Genomic DNA, 18121 nt, shown 5'->3' on the forward strand with positions numbered 1-18121 from the left:
GCGGTCAGATGTGGCAACCGGCTGTCGGAGGGGCTATGGCGTGCGGCCCCGAGCGAGCCATCCGTCCGTGCTGCGTTCTCGGCCGAGGCCGACGGCGTCGAACAGGTCGTACGTGGCACCGCCGCTCCGGAGGCCCAGGTGTGCCAGCGCGCCGTTGATCGGCCAGTCGGCACGCGGCCCGTCGAGCGTCTCGTCGAACACCGGCCCCCACACTCGCGTACCGCCGGACCATACGGCAGCCGACTGGTACCCGTCGCCACCGAAGAACTCGGCTTCCACATAGGCGATGGGTCGCTCCGTCGACCAGGATGCGAGGAGTTCTTCCAGAGCCGGAGGCATCGGGTAGAGGAAGGGGGACTCCTTCGAGGGGCCGCCCGCGCACGTCTCCCGCCGGAAGCCGAACATCTCCGTGAAGAGGCCGTCCGACACCGGCAACAGGCCCATCCCCTCCATGAGCGGTACGACGGTCGCGTGCTCCCAGTCCGCCGTGTTGCGCACGAGGGTGGCCGCGTCGGCCAGGATTGCGGTGAGTTCGTACATGCTCCCCCTCCAGTGCGAGATCTCGAAGTCCGCGGACGGCACCCGGCAGCGTCGTCAGTGGCGGCGCGGGTAGACGGTGTGGCCGGGGAGCTTCACGTCGGTGCAGCCTCGGCGCTTGGCCTGGTCCGCCGTGAACGCTTCGAGGAGAGGCCGTACCTTGCCCATCGGCAGTACGGGGTCGGCGCTGTGCCGGGCGTAGCTGCTGGCGAGGAAGTTGGCGGGCTCTCCGTCGCATCGGGCCTTGGCGCGGCCGAAGTTCTCGGTGAGCAGCGCCTCGTCCTCACCGCGTTCGTCGGGGACCTGCGCGTTGTGCAGGATCAGATTCTCGAAGGGCTTGTCCGTCCAGCCCCCGAACCAGGCCGTGAAGTCGACGGTCTCGCCCGTGCCGGGTTCGGACAGTGAGCAGCTGGTGATCGGTGCCTTCTCGTCCGTGGGGGCGATCACCTTCCACTCCTTGCCCGACGGACTCTTGGGCAGGGTGGCCTGGGTCAGCCACGCGCACATGGTGCCCTTGGTCTGGCTCAGGGGCAGCTTGGCAGGCACTTCGACGCGGTCCGGCAGCGGTAGCGGGTCGGCGCCGCAGCCGAGCTCGGCGTTGGCGCCGTTGGCGATGCGTACGGCCGTGCGCAGGGACGCGGGGGAGGGGGCGTTCTCCACTCCGTGGGCGTACACGTTGGTGACGAGACGCCGCGCGCGGCCGTCGTCGTCGCGGCCGAGCTTCGGGCACTCCTGAATGATCACGGGGCCGAACTTGCCGTAGAAGCCGGGTACGGACTTCGGATAGGTGTAACGAGGGTTCACCGGGATGCCGAACTCCATGTCCAGCGGACCGTGCACCTCGCCCGTGTCGATCTGTGCCTCGATCTTGAGGGCGAAGTGCTGACCGTCGTTCTCCTCGATCACGCACTTGAGCAGGTTGCGTTGCCCGGAGTCGAACGTGTCCCTGCCGGCCTGGAGCCGTTCGTCCGGAAGCAGGTCAGCGAGTTCGCCGCCCGACAGATGACCCCCGCACATGGTGGACGCATACCACCAGGGCTGCCACACCGGCTTGGCCATCCATCCCGCGCCCGCGAGCACCGCGAGCACCACCACTGAACTTCCGAGCACCATCTTGCTGGGCAGCCACCGCCGCCCTTGTATCCCCGTTGTCATGACTGTGGTCATTCCCCTCCCCAGGGATTTCCCTGGTCGATGGCAGCCTACGGGGCCGGTACACCTGCCCAGGGTTCGGGTCTGACGCATCGACAACTGGTGCTTAGGCAGGGGGAGAACAGGGGACGATGGGGCGGGGCGGGCGATCTTTCCCAGGGAGGGGCCGGGGTGGACGAGGACAAGATACGGGTGCGGTTCGACGGGCGCGTTCGTGTGGAGGTGCGGCTCGGGCGCGTCACCGCCGCGGAGCGGAGCCGGGTCGATGAGATCGCCCGCGCCTTCGGATACCAGTTGTTCTCGAGCCAGGCTCTCACCGCTGCCGCCCCCGGGCTCGGCGTCGTGGTCCTCCCCGCCGGGTGGCTCCTCACCTACGAGCGGGACGATGGTCCGCTCGCCCGCCGTCGCAACGAGCTGACCATCGCCCGGTTGCGCGCGGGTGGTTCGCTCCTGCCCGTGGTGGAGCCGCCCCCGCCGCCGCTTCCGCCGCCCCCGCCGACCGTGGTCGCGCCGCAGCCCCCGCGCCGAGAGCATTTCACGTACCCGTCGGAGCCGCCCCCGCCCCCGCCGTCTGTACCCTCGCCCCGGCCGCGGATTCCCTCCTACCCGCCCCCTCCGGCCTACCCGCCGCCTCCGCCTCCGCCCCCGCCTGCCCCGTCCGACTCCGGAGGGCTCGTCGGCGCGCGTAAGAGGGCACGGAATTGGCCGCCGATGATGCCCGCGAGAGGAACGAATCAAACGCCAGGGGTGGCGATTTCCTTCTCCGATCGGGCTGAACTTTTCGTGATCAAAGGGCAGTTGGTCTTCGCCGGGTCCTACCGTTGCGGGTAGTTCACCCACCCCCACGCGGAGAGGCGGCGCAGCCATGCCCGAACGAGCCGTGACAGCCCACGAAAGCCCTCGCCCTTTCATCGAACTGCGCGTGGGCGGGCTCCACTTGACTATCCAGCGTGTCCCCGGATGGCTCGTCGCCCTGACCACCACCGGCGGCGGGGCCTTGCTCACGTGGTGGACGCACCGCTAGACGGAACCCGGGCTTGGGGAACATCGGTACAGCCATGGTCGCTGAGATTGATCATGGGCGACAGGCGCTGAGTCTCTCGCACAGGTGATCTGTTCTATGGGGGGGCTTCGGCCAAAGCTCCACGGTCTGTCGTGGTGGGTGGTTGTCTCCGCCGCATGTCGTACGCCTCAGCCTGCTCATCAGATAAAGACTCCACCGGCATACGGCGGACGTAATCACCCACCTCTCATGCACGCCACGGTAAGTGGCCCGGTAGCGGCGGCGCATCACTCGTTTATCGCCTGGTGATCGGTTCCCCGCACGATGGCGAGGTCCTCCTCCCTCACCGGGACTTCCGATCACCAAGGGGAACCATCGTGCGCCGAACTGCACTCGCCGCGACCGCGGCCGCCGCCGCGCTCATCGCCTGCGCCCAGACCGCCGCCCTGGCCGCCACCCCCACCCCGTCGTCCATGGCCGGCACCGCCGTCAACCACACCTCCGAGGCGAAGCTCGACGCCTATTGGACCCCGCAGCGCCTCGCCAAGGCCAAGCCGCTCGATGCCCCGGCGAAGGCACCGTCCGCCAAGGCGCCGCGCAGTTCCGACACCGCTCACGGCAAGCCGAGGCTCATCCCGGCCACCAAGCCGTCGACGAAGGCGGTCAACTCCGCCGCAGCCGCCAGCGTTTGGGGCACCACCGGCCGTCTGGTGTTCACCGTCCCCGGCAAGGGCGACTACATCTGCACCGCCAACGTCGTCACCAGCAACAACCACGACGTGATCTCCACCGGCCGGCACTGCGTCATCGACATCGACACCCACCAGACGTTCACCAACTTCCGCTTCGCGCCCGGCTACGACCGGGGCAACGCCCCGCACGGCTGGTGGAACTGGCGCTCCATGGGCTGGCGCGAGGACGACACCTCCCCCGGCGGCGACAACGCCTTCATCGTCCTGAGCACCGGCGGCAACACCGGGCAGCACGTCCAGGACGTGGTCGGCGGCTCGGGCATCGGCTTCAACTGGGCCACCAACAACTACGCGCACGCCATCGGCGTACCAGGCGACAAGGACTACGCCGTCTGGTGCGAGGGCATGCCGTACGACTCGTACCAGGGCGGCGTCAGCCTGCGCAACTGCATCGGCCTCAGCGGCGGCGCCAGTGGCGGCCCGTTCCTTGCCAACTACCAGAACGACGGCTCGGCGGTCCAGACCGGCAGCTACTTCGGGTCCTGGGGCGACGCCTACTGGGCGTACTACCGGGACGCCGCCTGGCAGGTCTTCAACGGAGCGCAGAACGCGTAAGCGCTCCGGAGCAACGGCGTAACCAAACCCCAGTGAGCCGGCCGTGAGTCTCGGCGTCACCACGTGAGTTGTCTTCTGCCCCGGATCAGGCCGGGGACGGTGACGTCGGGACGGACCGGCGGTCTGCTGTGTGTATGGGCGACAGCAGGCTGGTCCCGCTCGTGCTCTGTCGCCCATGATCAATCTCAGCGCCCACGGCTGTACCGATGTTCCAAGCGCCGCCAATTGCATCCGATGCGATCTCGCGACGGTCCGCGACGCGAAAGCCGATCGGGTGGCACCCGGCCCCGTACCCGTACCCGTACCCGTACCCGTACCCGTACCCGTACCCGTACCCGGCCCCCGCCCCATCGATTCCCCTCAGGGCCGCCGGCGCCGCGGGTGTCGTGCGCCGGGTGCATAGGATCGTCGGCATGGCTCTGCGACCCGTCCAGGTGAACATCAAGGCGCTCGACCCTGCGGCGGTCGGCCGGTTCTGGGCGGAGGCGCTCGGCTGGAGTGCGTACAGCCCGGGGGTGACCACGTACGTCGCCCCCGCCGGAGGCCTGGTCTGGCCGCACCCGGCCGTCGTCGCCGTCGACGTCGTCCCCGTTCCGGAGGGCAAGGCGGCGACGAAGAACCGCACCCACCTCGATCTCGCCACGACCTCCGCCGCTCACCAGGCGGAGTTGGTCGCGCGCCTGCTGTCCCTCGGCGCGAAGCACGTCGACCTCGGCCAGGGCGACACCCCGTGGACGGTTCTCGCCGACCCCGAGGGCAACGAGTTCTGCGTGCTGGAGCCCCGGGAGATCTACCGGGACGCCGGGCCGCTCGCCGCGATCGTCGTCGACTGCGCGGACCCGCGCGGCATGGCCCGGTTCTGGGGCGAGGCGATGGACTGGACCGTACGCGAAGTGACCGACAACATCGCGGTGTTGCGTGCGGCCGACGACACGGGCCCGTTCCTGGAGTTCCTGCGCGTGCCCGGTACACGGGCGGTGCCGGACCGTGTCCACCTGGATCTGCTCCCGTACCCCGGCGACGACAAGGCGGCGGAGGTGACCCGCCTCCGCACCCTCGGCGCCACCGACCTCGACCTCGGCCAGGGCGACGTCCCCTGGACCTGTCTGGCCGACCCGGAGGGCCACGAGTTCTGCGTCCTCGCCCTGCCCTGACCGAGGAGCGAGTTCGTGCCCACGAGCGGCCACGGGTGGCGGCGCTCGCGGCGATCTCCCCGGTGGGAAGTCGAATTGCCCACCTCTTCCTGCGCAGTTGCCGTGCGGAGGCGAGGGGCTGATCCTGAAATTAGCCGACGCGGGCATGTGGGTGATCCGACTGTTCCGCGCTCGCGCATCGCTCATGCACGGAGGGTCAGTGTCATGACCACTGAATCGAACCCGAGGCCCATTATTTTCCTGGACCAGCCCAAGCCCGACATGGGGCCCGTACCCGCCGAACTCCGAGAGTGGGAAGCAGCCGTCGTCCGCTTCGCCAACCTGCGGATGAAGGCGGACGACGGCGGAAGTTGCGCGTTCACCGTCTGTGATGGTGAACCGTGTGATTCCAAGGTGGACTACACCTTCGCCTGAAGCGTCGGATCGAATCCGTTGGAGGCCATGTGGGCGCAAGACGTGTCGCCGTCGTCTCCGAGCGGGGCGATCTTCACGCGGCGGTCGTACGAGAGACGCTGAACCGGGCCGGTCGGGTCGGGTGCGACGTGATCGAGTCCGACGGGATCTGCGGCCGCGATGGCCTCACCTGGTCGGATGACGTGTGCACGCTCCCCACCGCGGACGGGGGACGGGTCGACGTCGAGCGGATCGGCGCCGTGTGGTGGCGGCGCCCCGTCATGCGTCAGCTCGTACCGGAAGGGACCGGGGAAGCCGAGACGGATCTCATCGACAACGACTGCCGGACGGCTCTCCTCGGTGTGCTGTTGAACGACTTCTCCGGCACCTGGATCAGCCACCCGTACGCCACCTCCACCGCCGAGAACAAGCTCGTCCAACTTCGCGCGGCCCAAGCGGCGGGACTCCGGGTGCCCCGCACCCTCGTCAGCCAGGACCCGGTCGAGATCAGGGAATTCTGCGCCTCGCTGGACCACCGGGTGATCGTGAAGACGGTACGGGGCTGCGCCCATCAGCCGCTGCTGACCCGGCGGGTCACGGACGCGCATCTCGCCGCCGAGCAGTCGATACGGCTGGCGCCGGCCATCTATCAGGAATACGTCCCGGGCACCCGGCACATCCGCGCCCTGTGTCTGGGATCCGACATCCATGCCGTCGGAATCGAGAGCGGCGAACTGGACTGGAGGTCGAACCTGCGCGGGCTGGTCAGCGGTACGACTCGTCCGGCCACGCTGGACGACGCGACCGCCGCCCGGGTGACCGCCACGCTGAAGCGGCTCCATCTCGCCATGGGGGTCGTCGACCTCAAGCTCGACCCCGGCGGCCGGCCCGTCTGGCTTGAGGTGAATCCGCAGGGGCAGTTCCTCTTCATGGAGGCACTCAGCGGGACGGACCTCATCGGCCCCTGCGTCGACTTCCTCGCCCGTCAGGCCCGTTGACCCCCCTGCCGAGGGGCCACCCGGTCGGGCCGGTGCCGCGTGCCGCGTGCCGCGCGCTTGGTCGACGGGGAGGGTCGGGGGTCGGGGGGCGATGCCCGACTGTGGCCGCTCGGCGGCTGCGTCGCCGCCGCCCGGAGACAGTCCTCGCGGGGGGCTTCCCCATGAGCTCGTTGCATAAAACTGCGCTACCTCGTATAGTCATGCCATCTAGAGGAGGTCTTTCGATGACGGTACGAGCAGCGGTCGCGGGTGCGAGCGGGTACGCGGGCGGAGAGCTTCTGCGCCTGCTCCTCGCGCACCCCGGCGTCGGGATCGGCGCCCTGACCGCCCACTCCAACGCAGGTCAGCGCCTTGGCGGCCTTCAGCCGCACCTGCTGCCGCTCGCGGACCGCGTCCTCGTGGACACCACCCCCGAGAACCTCGCCGGCCACGACGTCGTGTTCCTCGCCCTCCCGCACGGGCAGTCCGCGGCCGTCGCCGAGCAGCTCGGGCCGGACACCCTCGTCGTCGACATGGGCGCCGACTTCCGGCTGAAGGACGCGGGCGACTGGGAGACCTTCTACGGTTCCCCGCACGCCGGCACCTGGCCGTACGGCCTCCCGGAGCTGCCCGGCGCGCGCGCCGCGCTCGAAGGCACCCGCCGTATCGCCGTGCCCGGCTGCTACCCCACAGCCGTCTCGCTCGCGCTCTTCCCGGCGTACGCGCAGGGGCTCGCCGAGCCCGAGGCCGTGATCGTCGCCGCCTCCGGCACCTCCGGCGCGGGCAAGGCCGCCAAGCCGCACCTGCTGGGCAGCGAGGTCATGGGCAGCATGTCCCCGTACGGCGTCGGCGGCGGCCACCGGCACACCCCCGAGATGATCCAGAACCTCAGCGCGGCGGCGGGGGAGCGGGTCACCGTCTCCTTCACGCCCACCCTCGCGCCGATGCCCCGCGGCATCCTCGCCACCTGCTCGGCCACCGCCAAGCCCGGCGTCACCGGCGAGAGCGTGCGCGCCGCGTACGAGAAGGCCTACGCGGACGAGCCGTTCGTCCATCTGCTCCCCGAGGGGCAGTGGCCGGCCACGGCGTCCGTGTACGGCTCCAACGCCGTCCAGATCCAGGTCGCGTACGACCCGGCCGCGAACCGGATCATCGCGATCAGCGCGATCGACAACCTCGCCAAGGGCACCGCCGGCGGCGCGGTGCAGAGCATGAACATCGCCCTCGGACTCCCCGAGGACACCGGGCTTTCCACGACGGGAGTCGCTCCGTGAGCGGCGCACGCGCGGCCACCGGACCGCGGACGACCACGATGACGATGCCCGCGGCGGCCTGCCGCGCGGGCGGAGAAGCGAACGGAGAGACACAGTGAGCGTCACCGCAGCGAAGGGATTCACGGCCGCGGGCATCGCGGCCGGGATCAAGCAGAACGGCAACCCGGACCTGGCCCTCGTGGTCAACACCGGGCCGCGCCGCGCCGCCGCGGGAGTCTTCACCTCCAACCGCGTGAAGGCCGCGCCCGTCGTCTGGTCCCAGCAGGTCGTCGCCGACGGCGAGCTGACCGCCGTCGTCCTCAACTCGGGCGGCGCCAACGCCTGCACCGGCCCGCAGGGTTTCCAGGACACCCACGCCACCGCCGAGAAGGTCGCCGAGACCCTCACCGCCCGGGGCATGGAGACCGGCGCGGGTGACGTCGCCGTCGCCTCCACCGGCCTCATCGGCATCCTCCTCCCGATGGACAAGCTGCTCCCGGGCGTCGAGAAGGCCGCGGCAGAACTGTCCGCGCACGGCGGCGAGAAGGCCGCCATCGCCATCAAGACCACCGACACCGTGCACAAGACGTGCGTGGTGCAGAAGGACGGCTGGACGGTCGGCGGCATGGCGAAGGGCGCGGGCATGCTCGCCCCCGGCCTCGCCACCATGCTCGTCGTCCTCACCACCGACGCCGACGTCGACACCGCCGGCCTGGACGCCGCGCTGCGGCAGGCCACCCGGGTCACCTTCGACCGGGTCGACTCCGACGGCTGCATGTCCACCAACGACACCGTGCTGCTGCTGGCCTCCGGCGCCGCCGAGGTCACCCCGGCCCCGGACGCGTTCGCCCAGGCGGTCCAGGAGGTGTGCGCCGACCTGGCCCGCCAGCTCATCGGCGACGCCGAGGGCGCCAGCAAGGACATCCGGATCGAGGTGATCAACGCCGCCTCCGAGGACGACGCCGTCGAGGTCGGCCGGACCATCGCCCGTAACAACCTCCTCAAGTGCGCCATCCACGGCGAGGACCCCAACTGGGGCCGGGTGCTGTCCGCCATCGGCACCACCTCCGCCGTCTTCGAGCCCGACCTGCTGAACGTCGCCATCAACGGCGTGTGGGTCTGCAAGAACGGTTCCGTCGGCGAGGACCGCGACCTCGTCGACATGCGCTACCGGGAGGTCGTCATCACCGCCGACCTCGCCGCCGGGTCGGACTCCGCCGTCATCTGGGCCAACGACCTGACCGCGGACTACGTCCACGAGAACAGCGCGTACAGCTCATGAGCGAGACGACGAACACGACGACGGACACGACGACGAACACCGCGACGAAGTCGACGCAGCCCGCGAGCACCACGCGCAAGCACACCGCCCTCCCCAAGGCGCAGATCCTCATCGAGGCGCTGCCCTGGCTGACCCGCCACCACGGCAAGACCGTCGTCATCAAGTTCGGCGGCAACGCCATGATCGACGAGGAACTCAAGTCGGCCTTCGCCCAGGACGTCGTCTTCCTGCGGCACGCCGGCCTCAAGCCGGTCGTGGTGCACGGCGGCGGCCCGCAGATCAGTGCCGCGCTCGACCGGGCGGGCCTGGTCAGCGAGTTCAAGGCGGGCCTGCGGGTCACCACGCCCGAGGCGATGGACGTCGTACGGATGGTCCTCGCCGGCCAGGTCCAGCGCGAGCTCGTCGGGCTGCTCAACCAGCACGGCCCGCTCGCCGTCGGCATCACCGGCGAGGACGCCCACACGCTCAGCGCCGTCCGGCATCAGCCGGTGATCGACGGCGAACCGGTCGACATCGGCCGGGTCGGCGAGATCACCGCCATCGACACCGGTGCCATTCAGGCGCTCCTCGACGACGGACGCATCCCCGTCGTCTCCTCCATCGCCCGCTCCCAGGACGACGACCATGTCTACAACGTCAATGCTGATACGGCGGCTGCGGCACTCGCTGCTGCGCTGGGCGCCGAAACGCTGATGGTCCTCACCGACGTCGAGGGCCTCTACGAGGACTGGCCGCACAGCGACGAGGTGATCAGCCGGCTCACCGCGAGCGAGCTGGAGAAGCTGCTGCCCGAGCTGTCCAGCGGCATGGTCCCCAAGATGGAGGGCTGTCTGCACGCCGTCCGCAACGGCGTCACCACGGCCCGCGTGATAGACGGCCGGGTCCAGCACTCGATCCTGCTGGAGATCTTCACGGACGAGGGCATCGGCACCATGGTCGTGCCCGACGAGACGACGGGGGAGTCGTGATGACCGGCACGGACCTGACGCACGGTACGGACCTGACGAACGAAGCGGCGAACGACCTGACGAACGACCCGGCGGATGAGGGCCAGGGCGGCAACGCCGGGCTGACCCGCCGCTGGCAGGGCTCGCTGATGGACAACTACGGCACCCCCCGGCTGCCGCTCGTCCACGGCGAGGGCGCCTACGTCCGGGACGCCGACGGCACCACGTACCTCGACTTCGTCGGCGGCATCGCCGTGAACGCCCTCGGCCACGCCCACCCGGCCGTCGTCGAGGCCGTCACCCGGCAGATCGGGAGCCTCGGCCACGTCTCCAACCTCTTCGTCGCCGAACCGCCCGTCGCCCTCGCCGAACGGCTGCTGCGGCTCTTCGGCCGGACCGACGGCCGGGTCTTCTTCTGCAACTCCGGCGCCGAGGCCAACGAGGCCGCCTTCAAGATCGGCCGGCTCACCGGCCGCCGCCACATGGTCGCCACCACCGGCGGTTTCCACGGCCGGACCATGGGCGCCCTCGCCCTCACCGGCCAGCCCGGCAAGCAGGAGCCCTTCCTGCCGCTGCCCGGCGACGTGACGTACGTGCCGTACGGGGACGCCGAGGCGCTCCGCACCGCCGTCACCGAGGACACCGCCCTGGTGATCATCGAGCCCATCCAGGGCGAGAACGGCGTGGTCGTCCCGCCCTCCGGCTACCTCAAGGCGGCCCGCGAGATCACCCGAGCCACCGGCACCCTGCTCGTCCTCGACGAGGTGCAGACCGGCGTCGGCCGCTGCGGCACCTGGTTCGAGCACCAGGCCCACGAGGGCGTGGACCCCGACGTCGTCACCCTCGCCAAGGGGCTCGGCGGCGGACTGCCGCTCGGCGCGACCGTCGCCTTCGGCCCGGCAGCGGAGCTGTTCGCCCCCGGCCACCACGGCACCACCTTCGGCGGCAACCCGGTCGCCTGCGCCGCCGGGCTCGCCGTCCTGGACACCCTCGCCGACGGCGCCGCGCTCGACGAGGTCAAGCGGATCGGGGAGAAACTGCGCGACGGAATCGAGGGTCTGGGCCACCCACTGGTCTCCCACGTCCGTGGCGCGGGCCTTCTCCTGGGTATCGTGCTCACGGAGTCCCTCGCGCCCCAGGTGCAGCAGGCGGCTCAGGACGCCGGTCTCCTGGTGAACGCGCCCGCCCCCGATGTCGTACGGATCATGCCGCCGCTGATCATCGGCGACGCGGAGGCGGACACCTTCCTGCGGGCCCTGCCCGGCGTCCTCGACGTGGTGAACGGGGAAGGACGAACCGGAGAATGAACCGACGATGAGCGACGCGCAGGCACACGAGCACGGGGAGTCCCCCCGGACGGAGTCCGGGGCCGGGCCCGCTGTCCCGCAGACCCGCACCGCCCGCCACCGCAGGATCGTCGACATCCTCAACCGGCAGCCGGTGCGCTCCCAGAGCCAGCTGGCCAAGCTCCTCGCGGACGACGGGCTGAGCGTCACCCAGGCGACGCTCTCCCGCGACCTCGACGAGCTCGGCGCGGTGAAGATCCGCAACACCGGCGGCGAGCTGATCTACGCGGTGCCCAGCGAGGGCGGTTTCCGCACCCCGCAGGCCCCGCTCGGCGAGTCCGCCAAGGAGGAGCGGATGCGCCGCCTCTCCGGCGAACTGCTCATCTCCGCCGAGGCGTCCGCCAACCTGGTGGTGCTCCGTACGCCGCCGGGCGCCGCCCAGTTCCTCGCGTCGGCCATCGACCAGGCCGAACTCCACGCGATCCTCGGTACGATCGCGGGCGACGACACACTGCTGCTCATCTCCCGCGACCCGGCCGGCGGCCAGGCGCTCGCCGACCACCTGCTGCGCCTCGCGCAGAAGGAAAGCTGAGCCCCTCCGCGTACCACCGGAACTGCCGCGTCCGCTAATACCGGGTGATCGCCGTCGGACCGCCCCGCGTGCCGACGGCGAGACGCGGCCGGCGGTCCGGATCCGCCCAGCGCAGGATCCGGCGCATCGCCTCCGCCGGTACGGACACACAGCCGGCCGTCGCCCCGCGCCCGTTCACATGCAGGAAGATCCCGGCGCCGCGCCCGCGCACCGGCCGGTCGTAGTTGAAGCCGACGACCAGGGCGTGGGCGTACTGCGTCCGGTACGCGGTCAGACGCTCGGCCTCGGCCGCCCGGCAGTCCGGTGGCAGGCCCTCCACCCAGCGGTTGTACGCGCGGGACGCGTTGTCCTGGCACCACCAGGAGCGGTCGGTCACCCGGGCGTAGCGGTACGCCGTCCCGGCCGGCGCGGGCGCGATGCCGAAGGCGTACGGGAGCCGGAAGAGCCCGGTCGGCGTGGTGTTCGTGCCCTGCCGGCGCGTGGCCCCCTCCGCGAGCCCCTTCGCCCCGAACCGCGCGGGCGCCGAACCGGCCCGTACCCACCGCCCGTCGCGCCGGTCCCACCAGGTGAGCGTGCCCGTGGTGGCCCGGGTGTCGGCGGCCTCGGCGGTGATCAGCTGCGTCCCGCCGCCGGTGTCCGCCATCCGCGCGGGGAGCGGGGCCTGGGTCGCTTCGGCCACCGGCCCCTGGGCGAGCGAGCAGAGCACCGCGCCGAGCGCGAGAAGGGTACGCATGGCGCGACCCTAGGACCGCCCCGCCCGCTTTGCCGGGCTATTGCCCCGTACGGGGGAGCGGCGGCAGCGGCAGGGGCAGACCGGGGAGCCCGTCGATGCTGGACGCGATGTGCTCCTTGCCCGCGAAGTACGTGCTCAGCGAGGCGTCGTCCTCCCGGGCGAAGCGCCGCTCGTGCAGATCGCGCTCCGCGTCGTACGACATGAAGGGCACGCCGTACCCGCAGGTGTCCCGCACGAGTTCGGCGCGCACCACGATGATCGCCCGCAGTCCGTGCGGCTCCGGGTCGATACCGCCGAAGTGCCCGATCAGCTCCGCCCACCGCGCGTCGTCCCGGAACACCGGCTCGCCGCGCCCGTGGACCCGCACGATGTTGGGCGGCCCCTGGAAGGCGCACCACATGAGGGTGATGCGCCCGTTCTCCCGCAGATGGGCCACGGTCTCGGCGTTGGATCCGGCGAAGTCCAGATAGGCGACGGTCTGTTCGTCGAGGACGGCGAAGGACCCGGCGAGTCCCTTGGGGGAGAGGTTGACCGTCCCGTCCCCGGCCAGCGGGGCGGTCGCGGTGAAGAACACCGGCTGGGCCTCGATGAATGCGCGCAGCCGCCCGTCGATTCGTTCATACGTTTTACCCATGCCGCCCATTCTGTGCGGGGCCACCGCGCCCGGACGGCTGATTCCCCTCCTCGGACACGGCGGGGCGCGCGACCTTATGAGGACGTACGGGGACGTGCGCGGAGGTACCGGAGCCGCAGGCGCAGCTCCGGGTCGGGGTCCTCGGCCAGCCGTCCGGCCGTCTCCTCGTACGCCGCCGAGTCCGCGGCGCCCAGCAGCCGCAGCGCCCGTGCCCGGACGTGCGCCGGATGCCCCGGCCCGGTGCGGCGCAGCAGCTCGGCCTCGGGCAGCCGGTCGGCCCACGCGCGCAGCGTCCGGGTCGCCTCCCAGGCGACGCGGGGCGACGGGTCGTCGAGGAGCGGGAACAGCCGGGCGAGGTCCGCGACGTCGAACCGGCGCAGGCCCGCGACGGCCGAGGCGCGCACCCGCGGCCGCTCGTGTGCGGTCAGCGCCCACAGCGCCGGCAGGTCCGTCGCCCGGTCGCCGCACTCGGCGAGCCCGAACGGCGCGTGGTCGGGCACCGTCGCCGGGTCCGCGCAGGCCGCCCGGTACAGCGGCACCGGGTCCCGGCCGTCCTGCCGCAGCACCCAGCGGGCGCAGGCCCGCACCAGGCCCGACCGGTCGAAGAGGAAGGCCTCCGCCTCGGCGGCCCGGCCCGTCTTCCGCAGCGCGGTCACCCCGGCCGAGCGCACCCGGCCGCAGGTGGAAGCGAGCAGCGGCCCCAGGGACTCGCCCGGCGCGCCCGCCGCGAGCACGGCCGCCGAGGCCCGGTCCCGTATCTCCACGTGGATGTCGTCCGCGGCGATCTCGGCCAGCTTTTCGAGTGTGTACAGCCCGCGATCGAGCGCGACGTCCAGGGCGAACAGCCGGGTGGCCCGGTCCCGGACCCCGGACAGGGCGTGGATCGCCTCGGGCGGGGCGGTGGCCAGCGTCTTTTCCAGCATCCGGAACGCCGCGTCGCCGCGCTCGCGGCGCCGGCCCCGCAGGATCACCGGCACGGCGAGGCGCAGGGTGCCGGCCTCCGCCCCCGGAAGCTCGGCGGCGAGGACGGCGCGCGCCCGCGCGCGTACCGGCCCGGCCCAGTCGGTCGTACGGAGCGCGATCAGCGGAAGGAACACCGGGCGGCCGGCGGCGTGCGCGAGGGCGGCCTCGCGGATCCGGCCGTCACTGGTGCACAGGGCGAGCAGCAGGCGCCCGTCGGCGGGCTCCGGGGTGCCCGGCCCGGTCGCCGTGAGCCAGTCGTGCCGGGGGAGCCCCGGCTCGCCGAAGCGGTAGGCGTCCCGGACCCGCCGGTCCACTTCGAGCCACCCCTCGGGGCTCCACACATCGACCACGTCGGTGAGCCGGCGCCCGTGCGCGAGCCCTCGCAGCACCGCGTCGCGCGGCGTCTCCTCGCCAGTCATGCACCGGAGCCTAGGGCCTCCCGCCTGCGATTTTCGATTTCCGGCAGGAGGTCTTTGACAAACCATACGGAGCACTGCATAGTTATACCCATCAGTGGTTGCAAGGTAAGGAGAACCCCGTGACCGAGCGCGTCGTACTCGCCTACTCGGGCGGCCTGGACACCTCCGTCGCCATCGGCTGGATCGCCGAGGAGACGGGTGCCGAGGTCATCGCCGTCGCCGTGGACGTCGGCCAGGGCGGCGAGGACCTGGACGTCATCCGCAAGCGCGCGCTCGCCTGCGGTGCGGTCGAGGCCGAGGTCGCGGACGCCAAGGACGAGTTCGCCGACGAGTACTGCCTCCCGGCGATCAAGGCCAACGCCCTCTACATGGACCGCTACCCGCTGGTCTCGGCGCTCTCCCGGCCCACCATCGTCAAGCACCTCGTCGCCGCCGCCGACAAGCACGGCGCCTCGATCGTCGCCCACGGCTGCACCGGCAAGGGCAACGACCAGGTGCGGTTCGAGGCCGGCATCCAGGCCCTCGGCCCGGACCTCAAGTGCATCGCCCCGGTCCGTGACTACGCCATGACCCGTGACAAGGCCATCGCCTTCGCGGAGAAGGCGGACCTGCCGATCGCGACGTCGAAGAAGTCCCCGTACTCCATCGACCAGAACGTCTTCGGCCGGGCTATCGAGACCGGCTTCCTCGAGGACATCTGGAACGCGCCGATCGAGGACATCTACGAGTACACGGCCAACCCGGCCGTCGCCCGTGAGGCCGACGAGGTCGTCATCTCCTTCAAGGAGGGCGTCCCGGTCGCCATCGACGGCAAGCCCGTCACCGTCCTGCAGGCCATCCAGCAGCTCAACGAGCGGGCCGGCGCCCAGGGCATCGGCCGGATCGACATGGTCGAGGACCGGCTCGTGGGCATCAAGTCCCGTGAGGTCTACGAGGCTCCCGGCGCGATCGCCCTGATCACCGCCCACCAGGAGCTGGAGAACGTCACCGTCGAGCGTGAGCTGGCCCGCTACAAGCGGCAGGTCGAGCAGCGCTGGGGCGAGCTGGTCTACGACGGCCAGTGGTTCTCGCCGCTCAAGCGGGCTCTGGACGGCTTCATCAACGAGGCCAACCAGCACGTCACCGGCGACATCCGGATGACCCTGCACGGCGGCCGCGCCGTCGTCACCGGCCGGAAGTCCGCGGAGTCGCTCTACGACTTCAACCTCGCCACCTACGACACCGGCGACACCTTCGACCAGTCGAAGGCCCAGGGCTTCATCGACATCTTCGCGCTCTCGTCGAAGATCGCCGCGAAGCGTGACCTCGGCTGACCCGAGTCGTTCACATCCCGCCTCCCCGTTCCGCGACGCGGCGGGGAGGCGGGCGCACATCCGGGGTGCATCCGGGCGGTGTACGGGACGTGCGCGACGCACGCGCGGCACCCGCGACGTGCGTGGCGCGCACGGCGTACGTCCGGACCCTCGCCCACCAGACCCAGACCCAGACCCGGCTTGAGGAGCAGCAGAAGTGAGCAGCAACAACGGTGACGTACGGCTCTGGGGCGGCCGGTTCGCCGACGGACCCGCCGAGGCCCTGGCGAAGCTGTCCGCGTCCGTCCACTTCGACTGGGTGCTCGCGCCGTACGACATCGCCGGTTCCCGCGCCCACGCGCGCGTGCTGCACAAGGCCGGACTGCTCACCGAGGACGAGCTGACCCGCATGCTGGCCGGTCTCGACCGGCTGGAGGCGGACGTCGCCGACGGCTCCTTCACCGGCACCATCGCCGACGAGGACGTGCACACCGCCCTGGAGCGGGGCCTCCTCGAACGGCTCGGCGCGGAGCTGGGCGGCAAGCTGCGGGCCGGCCGGTCCCGCAACGACCAGGTCGCCACCCTCTTCCGGATGTACCTGCGCGACCACGCCCGCATCATCGGCGGCCTGATCGCCGAGCTCCAGGACGCGCTCGTCGGCCTCGCCGAGGCCCACCCGGACGTGGCCATGCCCGGCCGCACCCACCTCCAGCACGCCCAGCCGGTGCTCTTCGCCCACCACGTGCTCGCGCACGTCCAGTCGCTGTCCCGGGACGCCGAGCGGCTGCGCCAGTGGGACACCCGGACCGCCGTCTCCCCGTACGGCTCCGGCGCGCTGGCCGGCTCCTCGCTCGGCCTCGACCCGGAGGCCGTCGCCAAGGACCTCGGCTTCGAGCGCGGCTCGGCCGGCAACTCGATCGACGGCACGGCCTCGCGCGACTTCGTCGCCGAGTTCGCCTTCATCACGGCGATGATCGGGGTGAACCTCTCCCGGATCGCGGAGGAGATCATCATCTGGAACACGAAGGAGTTCTCCTTCGTGACCCTGCACGACGCCTTCTCCACCGGCTCGTCGATCATGCCGCAGAAGAAGAACCCGGACATCGCCGAGCTGGCCCGGGGCAAGTCCGGCCGCCTCATCGGCAACCTGTCCGGCCTGATGGCGACGCTCAAGGCGCTGCCGCTCGCCTACAACCGGGACCTCCAGGAGGACAAGGAGCCGGTCTTCGACTCCTGCGACCAGCTGGAGATCCTGCTGCCCGCCTTCACCGGCATGATGGCGACCCTCACCGTCAACCGGGAGCGCATGGAGGAGCTGGCCCCCGCCGGCTTCTCACTCGCGACCGACATCGCCGAATGGCTGGTCAAGCAGGGCGTGCCGTTCCGGGTGGCGCACGAGGTCGCCGGCGAGTGCGTCAAGGTGGCCGAGGCCGAGGGCAAGGAGCTGGCGGACCTCACGGACGAGCAGTTCGCGAAGATCTCCGAGCACCTGACGCCCGAGGTCCGCACCGTCCTGAACGTCCCCGGCGCCCTCGCCTCCCGCAACGGGCGGGGCGGCACCGCGCCCTCCGCCGTCGCCGCCCAGCTCGTCGAGGTCAAGGCCGACCTGGTGATCCAGCACGCCTGGGCCGACGCGAAGAAGTAACCCCCAGGCGTCACAGCGCCGCCGCCCAGTCCGCGAGCCTGTCGAAGTCCGCCCGGAGCAGTCCGAGCTGCGGATCGACATGCAGCAGCAGGGCGGCGGCGAGGTGGTTCCGCTCCACGAATTCGTGGTCGTACGCCGTGATGTCGTCGTCGACCCAGGCGAACGGCCGCCCCGCCGCGTACTCCAGGATGTACTGCGTCTTCCAGAAGGTCCCGCGAGGGGCCTTTCCGTGCATCTGCGGCCAGTCGATCGACGGTAGCTCCGGCAGCCCCAGGTGGGGGCCGATCCATTCGTTGGCCTCGTCCTTCCAGGTCGTCGCCCAGACCAGCTCGTACGCGCCGGCCAGGGCCCGCAGCTCGTCGCCGTGCGCGGGATTCAGCCACACCCGCAGGGGCGCGGTGCCGGTCCAGCCGGACGGGCGCATCCGGTGGGTGGTGTACCCCTCCGGCCTGCGCTCACGCTGCGCCGCATAGGGGTTCAGCGGTCCGTCGACGTCGATCAGCAGCAGGGGTTTCGTCGATCGTTTCGTCATGTTCACAGCATTCCGTCCCC

The 18121-nt window shown here is 71.2% G+C and carries 17 protein-coding genes; 11 read left to right on the plus strand and 6 right to left on the minus strand.

What is annotated here, in order from left to right:
* Positions 1 to 33: 33 nt before the first annotated feature.
* Entirely contained in the window at positions 34 to 540 is a 507-nt protein-coding gene (locus ABZ693_RS21120) for a hypothetical protein (protein ID WP_359879380.1), read from the minus strand.
* Positions 541 to 594: 54 nt separating this feature from the next.
* Positions 595 to 1692 (minus strand): hypothetical protein, encoded by a 1098-nt coding sequence (locus ABZ693_RS21125; protein ID WP_359879383.1) that lies wholly within the window; start codon positions 1690 to 1692, stop codon positions 595 to 597.
* 1377 nt (positions 1693 to 3069) lie between these two features.
* Between ABZ693_RS21125 and ABZ693_RS21130 the strand changes: the two genes are divergently transcribed.
* The 9 genes from ABZ693_RS21130 to ABZ693_RS21170 all read left to right on the plus strand — a co-directional run bounded on the left by ABZ693_RS21130 (position 3070) and on the right by ABZ693_RS21170 (position 11883).
* The gene (locus tag ABZ693_RS21130; RefSeq protein WP_359879385.1) at positions 3070 to 3999 is read left to right on the plus strand and encodes a trypsin-like serine peptidase; all 930 of its coding nucleotides are present in this window, start codon (positions 3070 to 3072) and stop codon (positions 3997 to 3999) included.
* Between the two features lie 413 nt (positions 4000 to 4412).
* A complete protein-coding gene (locus tag ABZ693_RS21135) occupies positions 4413 to 5153 on the plus strand; it encodes a VOC family protein (protein WP_359879388.1) in 741 nt (246 codons plus the stop codon).
* 204 nt (positions 5154 to 5357) lie between these two features.
* Entirely contained in the window at positions 5358 to 5567 is a 210-nt protein-coding gene (locus ABZ693_RS21140; RefSeq protein ID WP_359879390.1) for a hypothetical protein, read from the plus strand.
* A 29-nt stretch (positions 5568 to 5596) separates the two neighbouring features.
* Positions 5597 to 6544, plus strand: coding sequence for an MvdC/MvdD family ATP grasp protein (locus ABZ693_RS21145; RefSeq protein ID WP_359879393.1), 948 nt, complete (start codon positions 5597 to 5599; stop codon positions 6542 to 6544).
* Between the two features lie 224 nt (positions 6545 to 6768).
* Complete coding sequence (argC, locus tag ABZ693_RS21150; protein ID WP_359879395.1) at positions 6769 to 7797, plus strand: N-acetyl-gamma-glutamyl-phosphate reductase; 1029 nt, start codon at positions 6769 to 6771, stop codon at positions 7795 to 7797.
* 94 nt (positions 7798 to 7891) lie between these two features.
* Positions 7892 to 9058, plus strand: a complete 1167-nt coding sequence (argJ, locus tag ABZ693_RS21155; RefSeq protein WP_359879397.1) for a bifunctional glutamate N-acetyltransferase/amino-acid acetyltransferase ArgJ — start codon at positions 7892 to 7894, stop codon at positions 9056 to 9058.
* Complete coding sequence (argB, locus tag ABZ693_RS21160) at positions 9055 to 10026, plus strand: acetylglutamate kinase (RefSeq protein ID WP_359879398.1); 972 nt, start codon at positions 9055 to 9057, stop codon at positions 10024 to 10026. Before argJ ends, argB begins: the two co-directional genes overlap by 4 nt.
* Positions 10026 to 11312, plus strand: coding sequence for an acetylornithine transaminase (locus ABZ693_RS21165; RefSeq protein WP_359879400.1), 1287 nt, complete (start codon positions 10026 to 10028; stop codon positions 11310 to 11312). Before argB ends, ABZ693_RS21165 begins: the two co-directional genes overlap by 1 nt.
* Positions 11313 to 11319: 7 nt before the next feature.
* The gene (locus ABZ693_RS21170) at positions 11320 to 11883 is read left to right on the plus strand and encodes an arginine repressor (protein ID WP_359879403.1); all 564 of its coding nucleotides are present in this window, start codon (positions 11320 to 11322) and stop codon (positions 11881 to 11883) included.
* A 34-nt stretch (positions 11884 to 11917) separates the two neighbouring features.
* On the opposite strand, the gene ABZ693_RS21175 is transcribed toward ABZ693_RS21170, so the two are convergent.
* The 3 genes from ABZ693_RS21175 to ABZ693_RS21185 form a co-directional block, all read right to left on the minus strand.
* A complete protein-coding gene (locus ABZ693_RS21175; protein ID WP_359879406.1) occupies positions 11918 to 12616 on the minus strand; it encodes a L,D-transpeptidase family protein in 699 nt (232 codons plus the stop codon).
* Positions 12617 to 12653: 37 nt separating this feature from the next.
* Positions 12654 to 13250 carry a pyridoxamine 5'-phosphate oxidase family protein gene (locus ABZ693_RS21180; RefSeq protein ID WP_359879408.1) on the minus strand — a complete coding sequence of 199 codons (597 nt, stop codon included), beginning with the start codon at positions 13248 to 13250 and terminating at the stop codon, positions 12654 to 12656.
* 74 nt (positions 13251 to 13324) lie between these two features.
* Complete coding sequence (locus tag ABZ693_RS21185; protein ID WP_359879411.1) at positions 13325 to 14632, minus strand: hypothetical protein; 1308 nt, start codon at positions 14630 to 14632, stop codon at positions 13325 to 13327.
* Between the two features lie 119 nt (positions 14633 to 14751).
* Here ABZ693_RS21185 and ABZ693_RS21190 point away from each other — a divergent pair, with 119 nt between their 5' ends.
* Both ABZ693_RS21190 and argH read left to right on the plus strand, forming a co-directional pair.
* Positions 14752 to 15945, plus strand: a complete 1194-nt coding sequence (locus ABZ693_RS21190; RefSeq protein ID WP_359879414.1) for an argininosuccinate synthase — start codon at positions 14752 to 14754, stop codon at positions 15943 to 15945.
* A gap of 196 nt (positions 15946 to 16141) precedes the next feature.
* Positions 16142 to 17569 carry an argininosuccinate lyase gene (gene argH / locus ABZ693_RS21195; RefSeq protein ID WP_359879417.1) on the plus strand — a complete coding sequence of 476 codons (1428 nt, stop codon included), beginning with the start codon at positions 16142 to 16144 and terminating at the stop codon, positions 17567 to 17569.
* Between the two features lie 10 nt (positions 17570 to 17579).
* Here argH and ABZ693_RS21200 read toward each other — a convergent pair whose 3' ends face one another.
* Entirely contained in the window at positions 17580 to 18101 is a 522-nt protein-coding gene (locus ABZ693_RS21200) for an HAD domain-containing protein (protein WP_359879420.1), read from the minus strand.
* Positions 18102 to 18121 lie beyond the last annotated feature (20 nt).

This window comes from Streptomyces laurentii (genome assembly GCF_040635425.1).
GTDB classification, from domain to species: domain Bacteria; phylum Actinomycetota; class Actinomycetes; order Streptomycetales; family Streptomycetaceae; genus Streptomyces; species Streptomyces laurentii.